At 73.7% G+C, this 14,349-nt stretch carries 15 protein-coding genes; 8 read left to right on the plus strand and 7 right to left on the minus strand.

Features of this window, described 5'->3' with window-relative positions:
* Together ACIF6L_RS23110 and ACIF6L_RS23115 are read left to right on the plus strand one after the other, a co-directional pair.
* On the plus strand, positions 1 to 699 hold a 699-nt coding region (locus ACIF6L_RS23110; protein WP_396486728.1), incomplete at its 5' end, for an HAD-IC family P-type ATPase.
* Positions 700 to 852: 153 nt separating this feature from the next.
* Positions 853 to 1,587 (plus strand): Mut7-C RNAse domain-containing protein, encoded by a 735-nt coding sequence (locus tag ACIF6L_RS23115; RefSeq protein ID WP_359808149.1) that lies wholly within the window; start codon positions 853 to 855, stop codon positions 1,585 to 1,587.
* Positions 1,588 to 1,892: 305 nt separating this feature from the next.
* On the opposite strand, the gene ACIF6L_RS23120 is transcribed toward ACIF6L_RS23115, so the two are convergent.
* A complete protein-coding gene (locus tag ACIF6L_RS23120) occupies positions 1,893 to 2,111 on the minus strand; it encodes a TetR/AcrR family transcriptional regulator (RefSeq protein ID WP_396486727.1) in 219 nt (72 codons plus the stop codon).
* Between the two features lie 67 nt (positions 2,112 to 2,178).
* A complete protein-coding gene (locus tag ACIF6L_RS23125) occupies positions 2,179 to 2,874 on the minus strand; it encodes a type 1 glutamine amidotransferase domain-containing protein (RefSeq protein WP_396486726.1) in 696 nt (231 codons plus the stop codon).
* A 248-nt stretch (positions 2,875 to 3,122) separates the two neighbouring features.
* Here ACIF6L_RS23125 and ACIF6L_RS23130 point away from each other — a divergent pair, with 248 nt between their 5' ends.
* The 4 genes from ACIF6L_RS23130 (at position 3,123) to ACIF6L_RS23145 (ending at position 6,694) form a co-directional block, all read left to right on the plus strand.
* On the plus strand, positions 3,123 to 4,028 hold the full coding sequence (locus tag ACIF6L_RS23130) for a LysR family transcriptional regulator (RefSeq protein ID WP_396486755.1): 906 nt from the start codon (positions 3,123 to 3,125) through the stop codon (positions 4,026 to 4,028).
* A gap of 129 nt (positions 4,029 to 4,157) precedes the next feature.
* A complete protein-coding gene (gene paaK, locus ACIF6L_RS23135) occupies positions 4,158 to 5,504 on the plus strand; it encodes a phenylacetate--CoA ligase PaaK (RefSeq protein ID WP_396486725.1) in 1,347 nt (448 codons plus the stop codon).
* Positions 5,505 to 5,600: 96 nt separating this feature from the next.
* Positions 5,601 to 5,993: a metalloregulator ArsR/SmtB family transcription factor gene (locus ACIF6L_RS23140; RefSeq protein WP_352297958.1), complete on the plus strand. Its 393-nt coding sequence runs from the start codon at positions 5,601 to 5,603 to the stop codon at positions 5,991 to 5,993.
* 317 nt (positions 5,994 to 6,310) lie between these two features.
* Positions 6,311 to 6,694, plus strand: coding sequence for a VOC family protein (locus ACIF6L_RS23145; protein ID WP_396486724.1), 384 nt, complete (start codon positions 6,311 to 6,313; stop codon positions 6,692 to 6,694).
* A 12-nt stretch (positions 6,695 to 6,706) separates the two neighbouring features.
* Here ACIF6L_RS23145 and ACIF6L_RS23150 read toward each other — a convergent pair whose 3' ends face one another.
* Positions 6,707 to 7,282, minus strand: coding sequence for a histidine kinase (locus tag ACIF6L_RS23150; RefSeq protein ID WP_396486723.1), 576 nt, complete (start codon positions 7,280 to 7,282; stop codon positions 6,707 to 6,709).
* 144 nt (positions 7,283 to 7,426) lie between these two features.
* Between ACIF6L_RS23150 and ACIF6L_RS23155 the strand changes: the two genes are divergently transcribed.
* Positions 7,427 to 7,933, plus strand: coding sequence for a DUF5990 family protein (locus ACIF6L_RS23155; RefSeq protein WP_396486722.1), 507 nt, complete (start codon positions 7,427 to 7,429; stop codon positions 7,931 to 7,933).
* A gap of 130 nt (positions 7,934 to 8,063) precedes the next feature.
* Here ACIF6L_RS23155 and ACIF6L_RS23160 read toward each other — a convergent pair whose 3' ends face one another.
* Both ACIF6L_RS23160 and tsaD read right to left on the minus strand, forming a co-directional pair.
* Positions 8,064 to 10,379, minus strand: coding sequence for a collagenase (locus ACIF6L_RS23160; protein WP_396486721.1), 2,316 nt, complete (start codon positions 10,377 to 10,379; stop codon positions 8,064 to 8,066).
* 179 nt (positions 10,380 to 10,558) lie between these two features.
* Entirely contained in the window at positions 10,559 to 11,626 is a 1,068-nt protein-coding gene (gene tsaD, locus ACIF6L_RS23165; protein WP_396486720.1) for a tRNA (adenosine(37)-N6)-threonylcarbamoyltransferase complex transferase subunit TsaD, read from the minus strand.
* Positions 11,627 to 11,787: 161 nt separating this feature from the next.
* Between tsaD and ACIF6L_RS23170 the strand changes: the two genes are divergently transcribed.
* Positions 11,788 to 12,390: a superoxide dismutase gene (locus ACIF6L_RS23170; protein ID WP_396486719.1), complete on the plus strand. Its 603-nt coding sequence runs from the start codon at positions 11,788 to 11,790 to the stop codon at positions 12,388 to 12,390.
* A 196-nt stretch (positions 12,391 to 12,586) separates the two neighbouring features.
* Here ACIF6L_RS23170 and ACIF6L_RS23175 read toward each other — a convergent pair whose 3' ends face one another.
* Both ACIF6L_RS23175 and ACIF6L_RS23180 read right to left on the minus strand, forming a co-directional pair.
* Positions 12,587 to 13,825: a helix-turn-helix domain-containing protein gene (locus ACIF6L_RS23175; protein WP_396486718.1), complete on the minus strand. Its 1,239-nt coding sequence runs from the start codon at positions 13,823 to 13,825 to the stop codon at positions 12,587 to 12,589.
* Positions 13,822 to 14,148, minus strand: coding sequence for a putative quinol monooxygenase (locus ACIF6L_RS23180; protein ID WP_396486717.1), 327 nt, complete (start codon positions 14,146 to 14,148; stop codon positions 13,822 to 13,824). The genes ACIF6L_RS23175 and ACIF6L_RS23180 overlap by 4 nt, the downstream gene beginning before the upstream one ends.
* Between the last annotated feature and the right edge of the window lie 201 nt (positions 14,149 to 14,349).

Genomic DNA, 14,349 nt, shown 5'->3' on the forward strand with positions numbered 1-14,349 from the left:
ACCGTCGAAGGCCACCACGTCACCGCCGGCCGCCACACCCACCCCGACCACCACCCCCTGCCCCCCACCCTCGCCGCCGCCCGAACCGCCGCCGAGACCGCCGGACGCACCACCGTCACCATCACCTGGGACAACACCCCCCGCGCCGTCCTCGAAATCGCCGACGCCGTCAAACCCACCAGCGCCCACGCCATCACCCGACTCCGCGCCCTCGGCCTACGCCCCATCCTCCTCACCGGCGACAACACCACCGCCGCCCACACCGTCGCCACCGAGATCGGCATCGACCCCACCGACGTCATCGCCGAAGTCCTCCCCCAGGACAAGGCCGACGCCATCCGCGCCCTCCAACACCAGGGCCACACCGTCGCCATGATCGGCGACGGCGTCAACGACGCCGCCGCCCTCGCCACCGCCGACCTCGGCCTCGCCCTCGGCACCGGCACCGACGCCGCCATCCAGGCCGCCGACCTCACCCTCGTCAGCGGCGACCTCACCGCCGCCCCCGACGCCATCCGCCTCGCCCGCACCACCCTCACCACCATCAAGGGCAACCTCGCCTGGGCCTTCGGCTACAACCTCGCCGCCCTCCCCCTCGCCGCCACCGGCCTCCTGAACCCCATGATCGCCGGCGCCACCATGGCCTTCTCCTCCGTCTTCGTGGTGGGCAACAGCCTCCGGCTCCGGACCTTCCGCTGACGCCCGCCCGGACCGCCCGGCCGCTCCCCACCCCCCCGACGGGGGGAGCGGCCGGGCATCCTCGGAGCGGGCCGGGGACGGCGGCGCGGCGGCCCCGCCGCGGCCGTCGAAAAGTGCTGGCCGCCACCGCCCGCCCGCTGGCATGCTGGCCGGGTGGAGAGACCGGAGATCTGGCTGAGCTTCGCCCCCGACCTGCACGTCTTCCTCCCCGCCGGGCGGCGGGCGGAGCGGTCCGCGCTGCGGACCGACGGGGCCGCGACGCTCGGACACGTGGTGGAGTCACTCGGCGTCCCGCTCACCGAGGTCGGCGAACTGCTCGTGGACGGGCGGCCGGTGGCCGCCGCGCACATCCCCGGGGACGGCGAGCTGGTGTCGGTGCGGGCCGTCCGGAGGCCGCAGGCATCGGCCGAGCCGCCCCGGTTCCTGCTCGACGTCCACCTCGGGACGCTCGCGCGCCGGCTGCGGCTGCTGGGCGTCGACGCCGCCTACGAGAACCCGGACATCGGCGACGCCGCGCTGGCGGCCCGCTCGGCCGCCGAACAGCGGGTGATGCTCTCGCGCGACCGCGGCCTGCTGCGCCGCCGCGAACTCTGGGCGGGCGCCTACGTCTACAGCCACCGGCCCGCCGACCAGCTGCGGGACGTGCTCTCGCGCTTCGCGCCCCCGCTCGCCCCCTGGAGCAGGTGCACCACCTGCAACGGGACGCTGCGCACCGTCGCCAAGACCTCGGTGCAGGACCAGCTCCGGGACGGCACCGAGCGGTCGTACGACGCGTTCGCGCAGTGCACCGACTGCGGGCAGGCCTACTGGCGGGGCGCCCACCACGCGACGCTCGACGCCATCGTGGCCGACGCCGTCCGCGAGTTCGGCCCCCCGGTCGTCGCCTGAGCGCCCCGGCCGCCTGAGCCCGGGCCGAGGAGGTGCCGGGCGTTCGGCGCGGACTCCGGGCCGCGCACCAGGGCGAGGCCGATCTCGGCGGCCTCGGCCGGCCCCACCGCGCGGACCGGCCCGGACCGGCGGGCGCGGCGGCGTCGGCGGCCGGCCCGGCCTCGGCGAACGACTCGGCGAACGACTCGGTGAACAGCCCGGTGAGCAGGCCGTGCAGCTCGGCTCCGAAGGCGGTACAGGCGGGGCGAACAACCTGGCCCCGCCGTCGAGGAGTTCGGCGGTGTGCGGGGAGTCCCCGGCGAGGGTCAGGGCGAGGTCGAGCTTGGCAGCGAGCACGCCGCGGACGCGCTCGGCGTGGGGGCATCCGGCGCGGCGGCGGCCCGCCGGGCCCGCGCGAGCGCCTGCCGGTGCAGGCGCTCGGCGAGCCGGCGGAAGGCGTCGTCCTTGCCCCGGACGTACTGGTAGACCGCCGATCGGGACACGCCCATGGCACCGGCGATGTCGTCCATCGTGGTGCGCCGCACGCCGAACCGGTGAGGCAGGCGTAGGCGGCGTCGAGGACTTCGTCCAGCCGGTCGGCGGCCACGGCCGTCAGGCCAGCTTCTTCAGCAGTTCGACGGCGAGCGGGGCGGCGGAGGCCGGGTTCTGGCCGGTGACCAGGTTGCGGTCGACGACCACCTTCGGGGCCCACGGCTCGCCCTCCTGGAAGTCCACGCCCGCCGCGACCAGGCGGTCCTGGAGCAGCCACTTCGCGTTGTCGGCCAGGCCGGCCTGGGTCTCCTCGGCATTGGTGAAGCCGGTCAGCCGGTAGCCGGCGAAGGCGTTGGAGCCGTCCGGCAGCCCGGCGGCCAGCAGCGCGGCCGGTCCGTGGCAGACCACGCCGAGCGGCTTGCCGGACGCCAGGGCGGCGACCAGCAGCCGGCCGGAGACGGGGTCGACGGCGAGGTCCTCCATCGGGCCGTGGCCGCCCGGGTAGAAGACGGCGTCGTAGTCGGCGAGGTCCACGTCCTCCAGCCGCACGGGGTGGCGCAGTTCCACGAAGGTGTCCAGCGCGGCCGCGACCTTCGCGGCGCCCTCCTCGCCGCCGTTGAACTCGGGGGCCAGGCTGCCCGAGTCGACGGTCGGGATCACCCCGCCCGGGGTGGCGACGGTGACCGTGTGGCCCGCGGCCCGGAACGCCTCGTACGGGGCGACGGCCTCGTCGGCCCAGAAGCCGGTGGGGTGCTGGGTGCCGTCGGCCAGCGTCCAGTAGGTGGCGCCGGTGAGGACGAAGAGGATCTTCGACATGCTGGGGGCTCTTCTCTGCGGGAGGGGCCGTCGGGCCCGGTGTACGGTCTGACGCCCTGGATGCACTGGCGTTTCCGGTCCGGACCGTCAGTTCGGCGATGAACCTGACGATAGGCCGGGTCTCCCGGGTGTCACCAATGGCTGATCCGATGGCTGCCATAGGCATTCCAATGGGTGCCGGGGAATAGGCTTGCCGGGTGAACCGCCCCGACGCCGAGGAGTCCGCCGTGCCACCGGTGCCGTCACCGCTGCCGGCCGGGCCCGCCGACCTCAACCTGCTGCGCACCTTCCTGGCCGTCCACCGGGCCGGGTCGTTCACGGCCGCCGCCCAGGTGCTGGGCCTCTCCCAGCCCACGGTGACCACCCAGATCCGGGCGCTGGAGCGCCAGGGCGGGCGCGAGCTGTTCGAGCGGCTGCCGCGCGGGGTGGCCCCGACGCCGGTCGCCGACGAACTCGCCGCCCGGATCGCCGGTCCGCTGGACGCGCTCGCCGCCGCCACCGGCCCTGGCGCGCGCCCCGAGGCCGAGGGCGAGCCGGTCCACCTGGCCGGGCCCGCCGAACTGCTCGGCACCCTCGTCCTGCCCGCGCTCGCCCCGCTGGTCGCCGGGGGCGTGCGGCTGCGGGTGACCGCGGGCCTGACCGAGCCGCTGCTGGAGGAGCTGCGCGCGGGCCGCCACGACCTGGTCATCGCGACGAGCAGACCGCGCGGGCGCGCCCTGTCGGCCGTGCCGATGGGCGACGAGGAGTTCGTCCTGGTCGCCGCGCCGGTCTGGGCCGAGCGCCTGGGCGGGCGGCTCGCGGCCGAGGGCCCGGCCGCCCTGCACGGGGTACCGCTGATCGCCTACGCCGAGGACCTGCCGATCGTCCGCCGCTACTGGCGCCACGTGTTCGGCCGCCGGCTCGCCTGCCGGGCCGCCCTGACCGTGCCCGACCTGCGCGGGGTGGTCGCCGCGGTGGCCGCCGGCGCGGGCTTCGCGGTCGTCCCGCGCTACCTCTGCGCGGACCGGCTGGCCGACGGCCGGCTGGTGCTGCTGGACGACCCGGAGGAGCCGCCGATCAACACCGGTTACCTCGTGGAACGCCCCGGCGCCGACCCGGACGGCCGGGTGGCCCGGGTCCGGGACCACCTGCTGGCGGCCGCCCGCACCTGGTGAGCGATCGCCGGCCGCCCGGGGCCGCGTCCCTTGACAGCCGGTTCGGGTGCTGGATTACTTGGCCCGTCGAACGCTGACCGAATGATCGGTCGGTGGCTGAGCTGGGGCGGAGACGGCGGAGGAGACGCGATGAGCGCAGGAACGACCGGCCCGAACCCGCCGGGCGGGCGCCGGGGGGAGCCGCTCCCGGCCGAGCTGCTCGACGCCGGGGAGCGGATGACCGCCGGGGAGCTGACCGAGCACCAGCTGCGGCACCTGCGGGCCACCCTGCGCCACGCGTACGACCACGTCGAGCTGTACCGGCGCAAGTTCGACGCGGCCGGGGTGGCCCCCGAGGACTGCCGCACGCTCGGTGACCTCGCCCGGTTCCCCTTCACCACCAAGGCCGACCTGCGGGAGAGCTATCCCTTCGGGATGTTCGCCGTCCCGGTGGAGGAGGTCCGCCGGATCCACGCGTCCAGCGGCACCACCGGCCGGCCCACCGTGGTCGGGTACACCGAGCACGACCTCTCGGTCTGGGCCGACGTGGTGGCCCGCTCCATCCGGGCGGCCGGCGGCCGGCGCGGCCACAAGGTGCACGTCGCCTACGGGTACGGGCTGTTCACGGGCGGTCTCGGCGCCCACTACGGCGCCGAGCGGGCGGGCTGCACGGTGATCCCCGCCTCGGGCGGGATGACGGCCCGGCAGGTGCAGATCATCCAGGACTTCCGGCCCGAGATCATCATGGTCACCCCCTCCTACCTGCTCACCCTGCTCGACGAGTTCGAGAAGCAGGGCGTCGATCCGCGGAGCACCTCGCTGCGGGTCGGCATCTTCGGCGCCGAGCCGTGGACGGAGGCGATGCGCCACGAGATCGAGGAGCGGATGGACATCCACGCCGTCGACATCTACGGCCTCTCCGAGGTGATGGGCCCGGGCATCGCCCAGGAGTGCGTGGAGACCAAGGACGGGCTGCACATCTGGGAGGACCACTTCTACCCGGAGGTGGTCGACCCGCTCACCGACCGGGTGCTGCCCGACGGCGAGAGCGGCGAGATCGTGTTCACCTCGCTGACCAAGGAGGCGCTGCCGGTCGTCCGGTACCGCACCGGCGACCTCACCCGGCTGCTGCCGGGGACGGCCCGGCCCGCCTTCCGGCGGATGGCGAAGGTCACCGGCCGCTGCGACGACATGATCATCCTGCGCGGGGTGAACGTCTTCCCGACCCAGATCGAGGAGATCCTGCTGCGCACCCCCGCCGTGGCGCCGCACTTCCAGCTCCGGCTCACCCGGCAGGGCCGGCTGGACCGGATGGCGGTCCGGGTCGAGGCCCGCCCGGACGCCGCGCCCGAGCAGCGCGAGGCCGCCGCCGCGGCGATCGCCCGGGGCGTGAAGGACGGCGTCGGCGTCACCGTGGAGGTCGACGTGGTGGAGCCGTACACCCTGGAGCGTTCGGTGGGGAAGATCCGCCGGGTGGTGGACCTGCGGGAGCGGTGAGCCCGCCGGCGGCCCCGAGGGCGCCGCCGTCCGCACGGCCGCCCGTGCCGTCGTCCCGCGCCGCGCGCGAACGGGTGAGCGCTCTACGATGTGGCCATGAGCGGGAGCGTGCGGCTGTCAGGTGCACATCGGTCGCAACAGCCGGTCGGCGGGCCGCGGCCGGACGACGCGAAGCGCCCGCCCGGCGACGAGCGGCTGGAGACCGCCGCCGCCGTCCTCGCGCTGCTCGCCGACCGCACCCGGCTCGCGCTGCTGCAGCGCCTGGGCGAGGGCGAGGCCGACGTGACCACGCTGACCGAGGCGTGCGGCGCGGCGCGGCCGTCGGTCAGCCAGCACCTGGGCAAGCTCCGGCTGGCGGGCCTGGTCACCACCCGCAAGGACGGGCGGCGGGTGGTCTACGCCCTGCGGCACGGGCATCTGCGCCGGCTGGTCAACGAGGCGCTCAACGTCGCCGACCACCAGATCAGCGGGCTGCCGCCGCACGACTGAGCCGCCGCACGACTGAGGGCAGCACGACCGAGCCACCGCACGACTAAGGGCAGCACGACCGAGCCACCGCACGACTGAGGGCAGCACGACTGAGCCACCGCACGACTGAGGGCAGCACGACTGAGCCACCGCACGACCGAGCCGCCGCACCCGGCGGCCGTGGTCCCGCGCCCGGCCGGTCCGTGACGGGGGGTCGGTCACCGGAAGGTGCCCCGGTCACCGGAAAGTGCGTTCTTCTCCACCCGCGCCTCCCGTGCCTAGGGTGAGCGGGCGATCGGCGGCGAGTGCCGCCGCGGTCCGGACGATTCGGAGCACCCATGGCCATCCTGAAGACCTACGCCCGCCTCTGGGTGGACAGCCTCGACGAGGCCCTGCCGCTGCTGCGGACGCTCACCGGCGCCGAGCCCGACCTGCGACTGGGCTTCGAGGCCGTCGAGTTGGCGGCCGTCGGGGACTTCCTGGTGATCGCCGGTACGGCCGGGGAGCGCGCCCGGTACGCGCACGCCACCGCGACCGTCGTGGTCACCGACCTGGACGAGCTCCGGGCCACCCTGCAGGCCGCCGGGGCGGTGATCACCACCCCCGAGACGCCCGCGCCGACCGGCCGCTTCCTCTACGCCCGGCACGCCGACGGCGCCGAGATCGAGTACGTGGAGTGGACGGCGGAGCTGGTCCGGCGGATCGTCCGCCCCGCGCCGTAGCGCGGGCCGCCGTCAGGCCCCGGCGCCGTCCGTCCGCTGCGGCCCGTCCGCCGCGCCCGGCCCGCCGTCCGTGCCGGGGCCGTCCGGCCCGTCGTCCGCCGGGGTCTCGGCGCGCTCCTCGGCGGCGCGGACCTGCCCGGCGAAGTCCTCCGCGTCGATCCGCTCGACCGTCGCCCCGTGCCGGGCGGCGAACTCGTCGGCGGCGGCCGGGGACGCCTCGCGGATGTCCAGCACCAGCACCGCCGCTCCGTCGGGCACCCGCGGCGAGAGCACGATCAGCCCGGCCCCGCCGGTGGCGGCGCGGCCCTCCTCGGCGGCGTTGCCGAGCGCCGCGCCGGCCGCGAACCCGAGCAGCGAGCCGATCGGCCCGCCGAGCAGCCCGATCAGGCCGCCGACCACGCCCGACCCCACCGTGGCCACCCCGGCCCCGCGCGCGTAGCCGTCCTTGGTCTCCAGCAGGCCGTCGGCGGAGCGCTCCAGGACGGCGGCCTGCCGGAGTCCGGGCAGGTGCTCGGCCTCCTCGAACGCGGGCCGGCAGGCGGACGGGTCCGGGAAGGTGAGCAGGACGACGTTGTGCTGGTCGGTCATCGCGGTCCGATCGGGTCGGGGCTGTGTTCCCTGGCCTCCCATCCTGACGGCGGGCGGGCGGGCCTGCCACAGGAATGCGGGTGTCCCCGCAGGCCCCGCCCCGGTGCGGACGCCGGGCCGGTCCGGCGCGCGAGGATGGTGCCCGTGGCGAACACGAGCGTGCGGATCAGGATCGAGGCCACCGACCTCCCGGGGCGCAGCTGCCCCGCGGCGCCGGGGTTCCCGGGCTACCAGGACATCCATGTCGCCGTGCAACGGCGCGGCCGGCCGGGCGAGTTGCTCGACCCGCAGCCGGGCGACGCGGCCCGGGCGGCCTGGACCCTGGAGTGCACCGTGAAGCCGCTCCCGTCGGGAGTGGACCTGCTCGGCCCCTACGTCCAGGGCGGTCCGGGGGCGCGGTTCGTCTACCTCTCCTGGATCGCGAGCGGCCGCACGGACGGGGTCGCGGCCGGGCCGGAGGGCTTCACGATGTTCCGCCGGGCCAAGCTGATGCTGGCGGCGGTCGATCCGGACACCGCCGACGCGGCCGTGCGCGGCGGCACCCTGGTGGCCCGGCTCGGGCTGACCGACGTCAAGGGGCACCCGCTCTGCGCCGCCGTCCGGCCGCCGCTGGTCGCCTGGTCCGCCGGGCCGGCCGGGGCCGGAGCCTGACGGCCGGTGCCGGGACGTGGCGAAGGGCCCCGCCGGGAGCGGGGCCCTTCGCCGGCCGTGCCGGGTGCGAGCGGTGCCTACTGCGTGGTGCTACCGGTACTGCGTGGTGCCTCCTGGTACTGCTCGGTGCCTACTGGTACCGGGTGGTGACGGTGGCGCCGTTGAAGCCCTGCTGGGCGTAGAGGCTGAAGTAGACCCAGCCGGCGGGCGGGTTGGTGATCGTCAGCGTCTCGCCGTTCCCGGCGTTGGCGGACTTCGCCAGGTAGGAGCCGGTGGTGGCCCAGCTGCCGCCGTTGTAGTACAGGTCGGCGTTGCCGGAGCCGCCGGTGGTGGTGACGGTCAGCTGCTTCACGCCGGCGGGCAGGTACAGGAAGCTGTAGCTGTAGTTGCCGGTGGCGGCGGCGACGTTGTCCCGGCGGCAGTTCTTGTCGAACTGGCGGGTGTCGGCGGCGCCGCAGAGCGGGGCCTGGTCGGCGGGCAGGGTGCCGCAGTTGTCGGCCGCGCAGGCGGTCAGCCAGCTCGCGAAGTCGGCGTCGTACCGGGTACCGATGGTGGAGGTGAGCAGGGTGCGGGCGCCGGCCCAGTCGCCGACCCGGTACCTGGCGAGCAGCGCGTCGACGTCCTGCGGGTGCGACTGGAGCATGTACCGGACGGCCAGGTAGCCCCAGTTGTAGATCCGGGTCGAGTCGGCGTTGTCGTAGGTGGTGTCGAAGAGGGTGCTCAGCTTGTAGGTGCCCTTGCCCGCCTCGGTGATGGCGGCGGCGTAGCGCTCGCCGCGGTAGCTGTACGAGATGTACTCGGCGATGCCCTCGACCCACCAGATGGTCGGGGTGGTCATCCCGGCCTCGAAGTCACCGGCCATGTTGTAGCGGCCGTCGAGGTAGTGGGTGTACTCGTGGTTGAGGTTCCAGATCTGGAAGGCGGGGCGCAGCCAGTCGGCCTCGTGGGCGATGAAGCGGGCCTGGTTGCCGGCCGCGGCCGGGTTGCCCTCTTCGTACATGCCGCCGTTGTCGACCGCGATGTTGTACATGAGCCAGGCGTACAGCGAGTAGTTGTAGTAGTCGTCGAAGGCGACGACCTCCAGGCTGGTGTTCAGGTCGCCGGGGATCGGGCCGTTGTCCTTGATGACCTTGTGGAACGCGGCGTCCTCGTTGACCAGGCTGGTGCAGGTGTCGGCCAGCTGCTGGGCCGTCATGTCCTGGGCGCGGATGCGCAGGTTGGCGTTGCAGGTGTGGTCGACGGTGAGCACCAGCGGGACGAGCCGCTTCGGCAGGTCACAGGTGCCGTAGACGGTGCAGTTGCCGGCGTCCTTCTTCTCGGTGAACCAGACCAGGTTCATGGTGAGCGGGCCGGTGGCGCCGACCAGCGGGTAGCGGTTGATCAGGTCCTTGACCAGGGGGCGGCCCTGGGCCCGGAGGCCGTCCACGGCGACCAGGTTGCCGAGCTGCATGCCGATCCGGGTGACGACGTCGCCGCCGTTGAGCATCGCGCCGTTGCGGGTGACGAAGCCGGCCCAGGCGGTGGCGATGGACGGGTCGGCCTGGAGGGCGGCGACGAAGCCGCGGTCGCCGTGCTCCAGGTCGAAGCCGCTCTCGATGACCCACTCGACGTGCTGCACGGCGAGGTCCATCGAGGCCGGCCAGGTGCTGTTGTAGCCGGCGAGCAGCCGCTTGACGACGCCGGCGTACCGGCCGTTCTCGTGCGAGCTGTCGATCAGCGTGACGGCCTCGTTGAGGGTGGCGCCGTTGGCCTCGGTGACGTCCTGGCTGTGCGGGGCGGCGAAGAAGGCGTCCAGCGCGCCGCGGATCGAGGTCTGCAGCGGGGCGCCGTAGCCGCCGACGGAGGCGGCGTTGTTCTCCTGCACGTAGTAGCCGGCCCGCAGGAACATCACCAGCTGGCCGATCGAGGCGCTGTTGTTGCCCGCGTAGCCGGCCGAGGCGGTGCGCAGCGCGTCGGCGACGGTCACCATCTGGGCCTCGCGGAAGACCTTGCCCGCGTCCGCCCCGGTGAGGTTGAACAGCGGGTAGGTGCAGGTCACGTCGGGGAGCGCGGTGAGCTGCTGGACCAGTGCGCCGCCCGAGGCGCCGAGCACGCCGGAGAGGTTGCAGTCGACGGCCGCCGGAGCCGCGGAGAACTGCTTGGCGCTCTTGCCGCCCTTGCTGTCGGCGGCCGGCGCGGCCTCGGTGGCCGGGTGGGCGGTGCTCGCCCGGCCGGTGCTCTCGGCGGCGAGCGGGCGGTCGCCGGTGCTCGCGTCGGGGGACTTGGGCACCGGGATCGCCTTCGGCGCGGACGCCGGGGTGGCTCCGGTGGCGGCCTTGGCGGGCGCGGCCGGGCCGACCGGGGCGGCGTGGCTCTGGGGGGCGAACAGGCCGAGCGCGAGGAAGAAGGCCGCGCCGAGTGCGGGCACTCTGCGCAGGGTGGCCTTGGATATCCGGGAGGGACGCATCTGTGGGGGCCTCCGGGGCCGTTCGTGGCCGCGTTGTTGGGGACGCGACCGCCGATGTGTGACATGTAAAATGGCACATGTCGCACGGCGGCGGGAAGACCCCGGATCGGATTGCCCCCCGCTGCAACCGAAACGTTGTCAGGAGGCGGTCGGGGCAGGGTCGGCGCGGAGGGAGCGGGTCAGGCGGCCCGGGGCGCGGCGAGCGGGGTGAGCGCCGCGAACTCCAGCGGGGCGGACGGGTCGATCGAGAGGTCGGCCGGCGCCGGCTCGGCGCCCGCCCGCACCAGCAGGTCGCCGATGGCGGCGACCATCGCGCCGTTGTCGGTGCACAGCCGCAGCGGCGGCACCCGCAGGGTGATCCCGGCCGAGGCGCAGCGCCGCTCGGCCAGCTCCCGGACGCGGGAGTTGGCCGCGACGCCGCCGACCACCACCAGGGTGGTGATGCCGTGGTCGGTACAGGCGCGGACGGCCTTGCGGGTCAGCACGTCGGCGATCGCCTCCTGGAGCGCGGCGGCCGCGTCGGGGACGTTCGGCTCGCCGCCGGTGGCGCGCCGCGCCTCGACCCAGCGGGCGGCGGCGGTCTTGAGGCCGGAGAAGGAGAACGCGTACGGATCGTCATGCGGCCCGGTGAGCGGGCGCGGCAGCCGGACGGCGCGCGGGTCGCCGTCGCGGGCGGCGCGGTCGATGGCGGGGCCGCCGGGGTAGGGCAGGCCGAGGATCCGGGCGACCTTGTCGAAGCACTCGCCGGCCGCGTCGTCCAGCGTGTCGCCGAGGTGGACGATCCGGTCCCGGGCGAGGTCGCGGACCAGCAGCAGGGAGGTGTGGCCGCCGGAGACGATCAGCACCACACAGGGGTTCGGCAGCGGCCCGCCGTCCAGTGTCGCGGCGGCGACGTGCCCGGCCAGGTGGTGGACCCCGTAGAGCGGGACGCCGAGCGAGAAGGCGTACCCCTTGGCGGCGGCCACGCCGACCTGGAGCGCGCCGGAGAGCCCGGGGCCGGCCGTCACGGCGACGGCGCCGACGTCGGCGAGGGTGAGCCCGGCCCGGTCGAGCGCCTCGCGGACCACCGGCGCCATCGCGTGCACGTGCGCGCGGGCGGCGATCTCGGGCACCACGCCGCCGAAGCGGGCGTGCTCGTCCATGCTGGACGCCACCGCCTGACCGAGCAGTCGCCCGTCCTGGACGAGGCCGGCACCGGTCTCGTCGCAGGACGACTCGATCCCCAGCACCACCGGCGATCCGGTCATGGTCACTCACCCTTGCCGCTCATTACATCTGAGCGTCCATTGTGCATGACGGGACACGGGGAATATGCAGGAGCCCACCCTTCGTTTCTGCAACCCGTACGCAATAGTGTGGTCCCGGCACGATCACCACCGCTGAACTCGCTGAAAGGGCCCGTCTCCTGATGAGCACCTACTCGCTTCCCGACCTGCCGTACGACTACTCCGCGCTGGAGCGGGCGATGTCCGCAGAGATCCTGGAGCTGCACCACTCGAAGCACCACGCGGCGTACGTCAAGGGCGCCAACGACACCCTGGAGCAGCTCGCCGAGGCGCGTGACAAGGAGCAGTTCGGCGGTCTGGTCGGCCTGCAGAAGACCTTCGCCTTCCACCTCTCCGGCCACGTGCTGCACTCGCTGTTCTGGGAGAACCTCTCCCCGGAGGGCGGCGACCGCCCCGAGGGCGCGCTGGCCGACGCCATCACCGAGCACTTCGGCAGCTTCGAGGCGTTCAAGAAGCAGCTCACCACCGCCACCACCGGCGTCCAGGGCTCCGGTTGGGGCATCCTCTCCTGGGAGCCGCTCGGCAAGCGCCTGATCGTCGAGCAGGTCTACGACCACCACGGCAACGTCGGCCAGGGCACCACCCCGCTGCTGGCCTTCGACGCCTGGGAGCACGCGTACTACCTGCAGTACCGCAACGTCCGCCCGGACTACGTCACCAAGCTCTGGGACGTCGTCAACTGGCAGGACGTCTCCACCCGCTTCGCGGCGGCCACCGCGGCCTGACCCGGCGCGGGCGGTAGTGCGACGGCCCCGGACCGCGTGCGGTCCGGGGCCGTCGGCCGTTCATCTGCGGGCGCCGTCCGCGATGCGGGAGGCGACGGTCAGCCGACTCGGATCACCCGTCGAGGGCGCGTCCGCCGGCAGCCGCCGGACCGGATCCTCGACCTCGATGGTCAGTTCGCGATGGCCCGTGATCCCGTCACCCCGCCGCGTTCGTGCGTTTGGCGAGCTTCACCAGCTCCGGTGGTGCGCTTCGGCCTGCGACGAGGATGAGTTCACGGATGGTCTCCCGTGCCGCCACGTGGGCCCGGACGTTCTCCGGGGCCAGCTCCTCGGCACGCAGCAGGCAGTCGAGGGCCTCGCCGAGGTGGCGCCTCTGCGCGTGCGCCCTTCCGAGGTCGATCAGGAGCCTGGACCTCCGCTCGGGCGAGAGTCGCCCGGCGTCGATGCGGTGGCCCAGGTCCAGGGCCTCGCCCGCGTCGCCGAGGTCGACGGCCGTCGAGACGGCCTGGATCTCGACATTGGTGGGGCCGAACTCCAGATGGAAGTCGTTGCGGTCCTCGCCGAGTCGAGCCGCGACCGCGCGGGCGTTGTCGAGTTCGTTCCGTGACCGGTCGCGTTGGCCGGCGCGAGCCGCGGCCAACGCGAGAACCAGGTGGAGAGCGCCGAGTACGGAGAGCGCCTCCGGCGGCGGGTCGGTTGTCGAGACGTATGACCGCAGGGCGGCCACCGCACCTCCGGCTGCGTGTTCTGCCTGGTCAAGTCGCTGTAGCCGGACGAACGCGTGGGCCAGCCGATAGATGCCGGCGAACACGTGCAGGGGCTGCCCGGACTTCTCGGCCGCTTGGACGGCTCGATCGGCTGCCACCCATGCCGCATCGACTTCGTCCTGGCGGACGAACGCGGCTGCGACAGCCTGGTAGGCCTGGCTGAGGAGGATGTGGACCGCTGGGCGTGCTGCCGGGGCCGCGGTCCGTGATGCCCTTTCCAGTCGTGGCAGGGCATCGGCGATGGCGGTGCTCAACTCGGCGAATCGCGCACTGTGCGTCAAGTCCCAGAGGTCCTGAACGACGACGGTGAGCTCGTCGAGGTCGGGATCTTCCGGCAGGACGCTCTCACCGAGCAGCAGATCGAGAGCGGGATGACCCGAGAGTGACAGCCGCACCAGGTCAAGGTCGTTGGACCGGTCCCCGGTCGAGAGCGCGGGTGCAGCGGGCGAGGGTGCCTCGGGCCGCAGCGTCTGCACGGACACGCCGAGGCCGTTCGCCAGCAACTGGAGTACGTCGAGGCGGACTACCGGCTGAACACCCCGCTCGACCTGCGACACCCAGCTGGCGGTTCGGCTGATGGCAGCGGCGAGTTGTTCCTGCTTCAGTCCGCGACTCTTGCGGAGCTGGGCGACCCGGGCGCCGAAGGCCCGCCGCTCCTCAGGGTTCACCGGGCGGCCGGGTCGCCGGACGAGCCCTTGCCGGCGATCTCGTCCAGGAACGTGACCTCGAACGATTCGAGGTACTGGCCACGCTCTGCCAGGAACCGGCGGACGTGCGGTTGGCGTTCATGCGCCTCGAACGCTTCGCGGTCGGCGTACAACTCGTAGAAGACTCGAACGTGTGGTTCCTCCGGCACCGCGTGGTTGACGTAGACGAGGGTGCCGGGCTCCTCGGAACGAATCCCTTCGAGCGCCTCCCCCGCCAGCTCGTCGAAGGCATGGGCCGCCGCCGCGTCGCGAGCGACGAAGCGGACAACAAGACCGAATCCCATGGAACTCCCCTTCCTGTATCGGCTGAGTCTCGCACGACTCGATGAAGGACTGCGAGTAGCAGAGCTTCTTGACTCGCATATTCCCTGCGACTACTTTGGGTCGCGTGTCGGTCGCTGAGTGCGACTGGTGGAGTTCCTTTTCGCCGCCGTCCACTGGTGGCCACTACCCCGTGGGTGGATCGGAGGGCCGTTGGCGCTCCG

The sequence above is a fragment of the Kitasatospora sp. NPDC086009 genome (assembly GCF_044540385.1).
In the GTDB taxonomy this organism is placed as follows: Bacteria; Actinomycetota; Actinomycetes; order Streptomycetales; family Streptomycetaceae; genus Kitasatospora.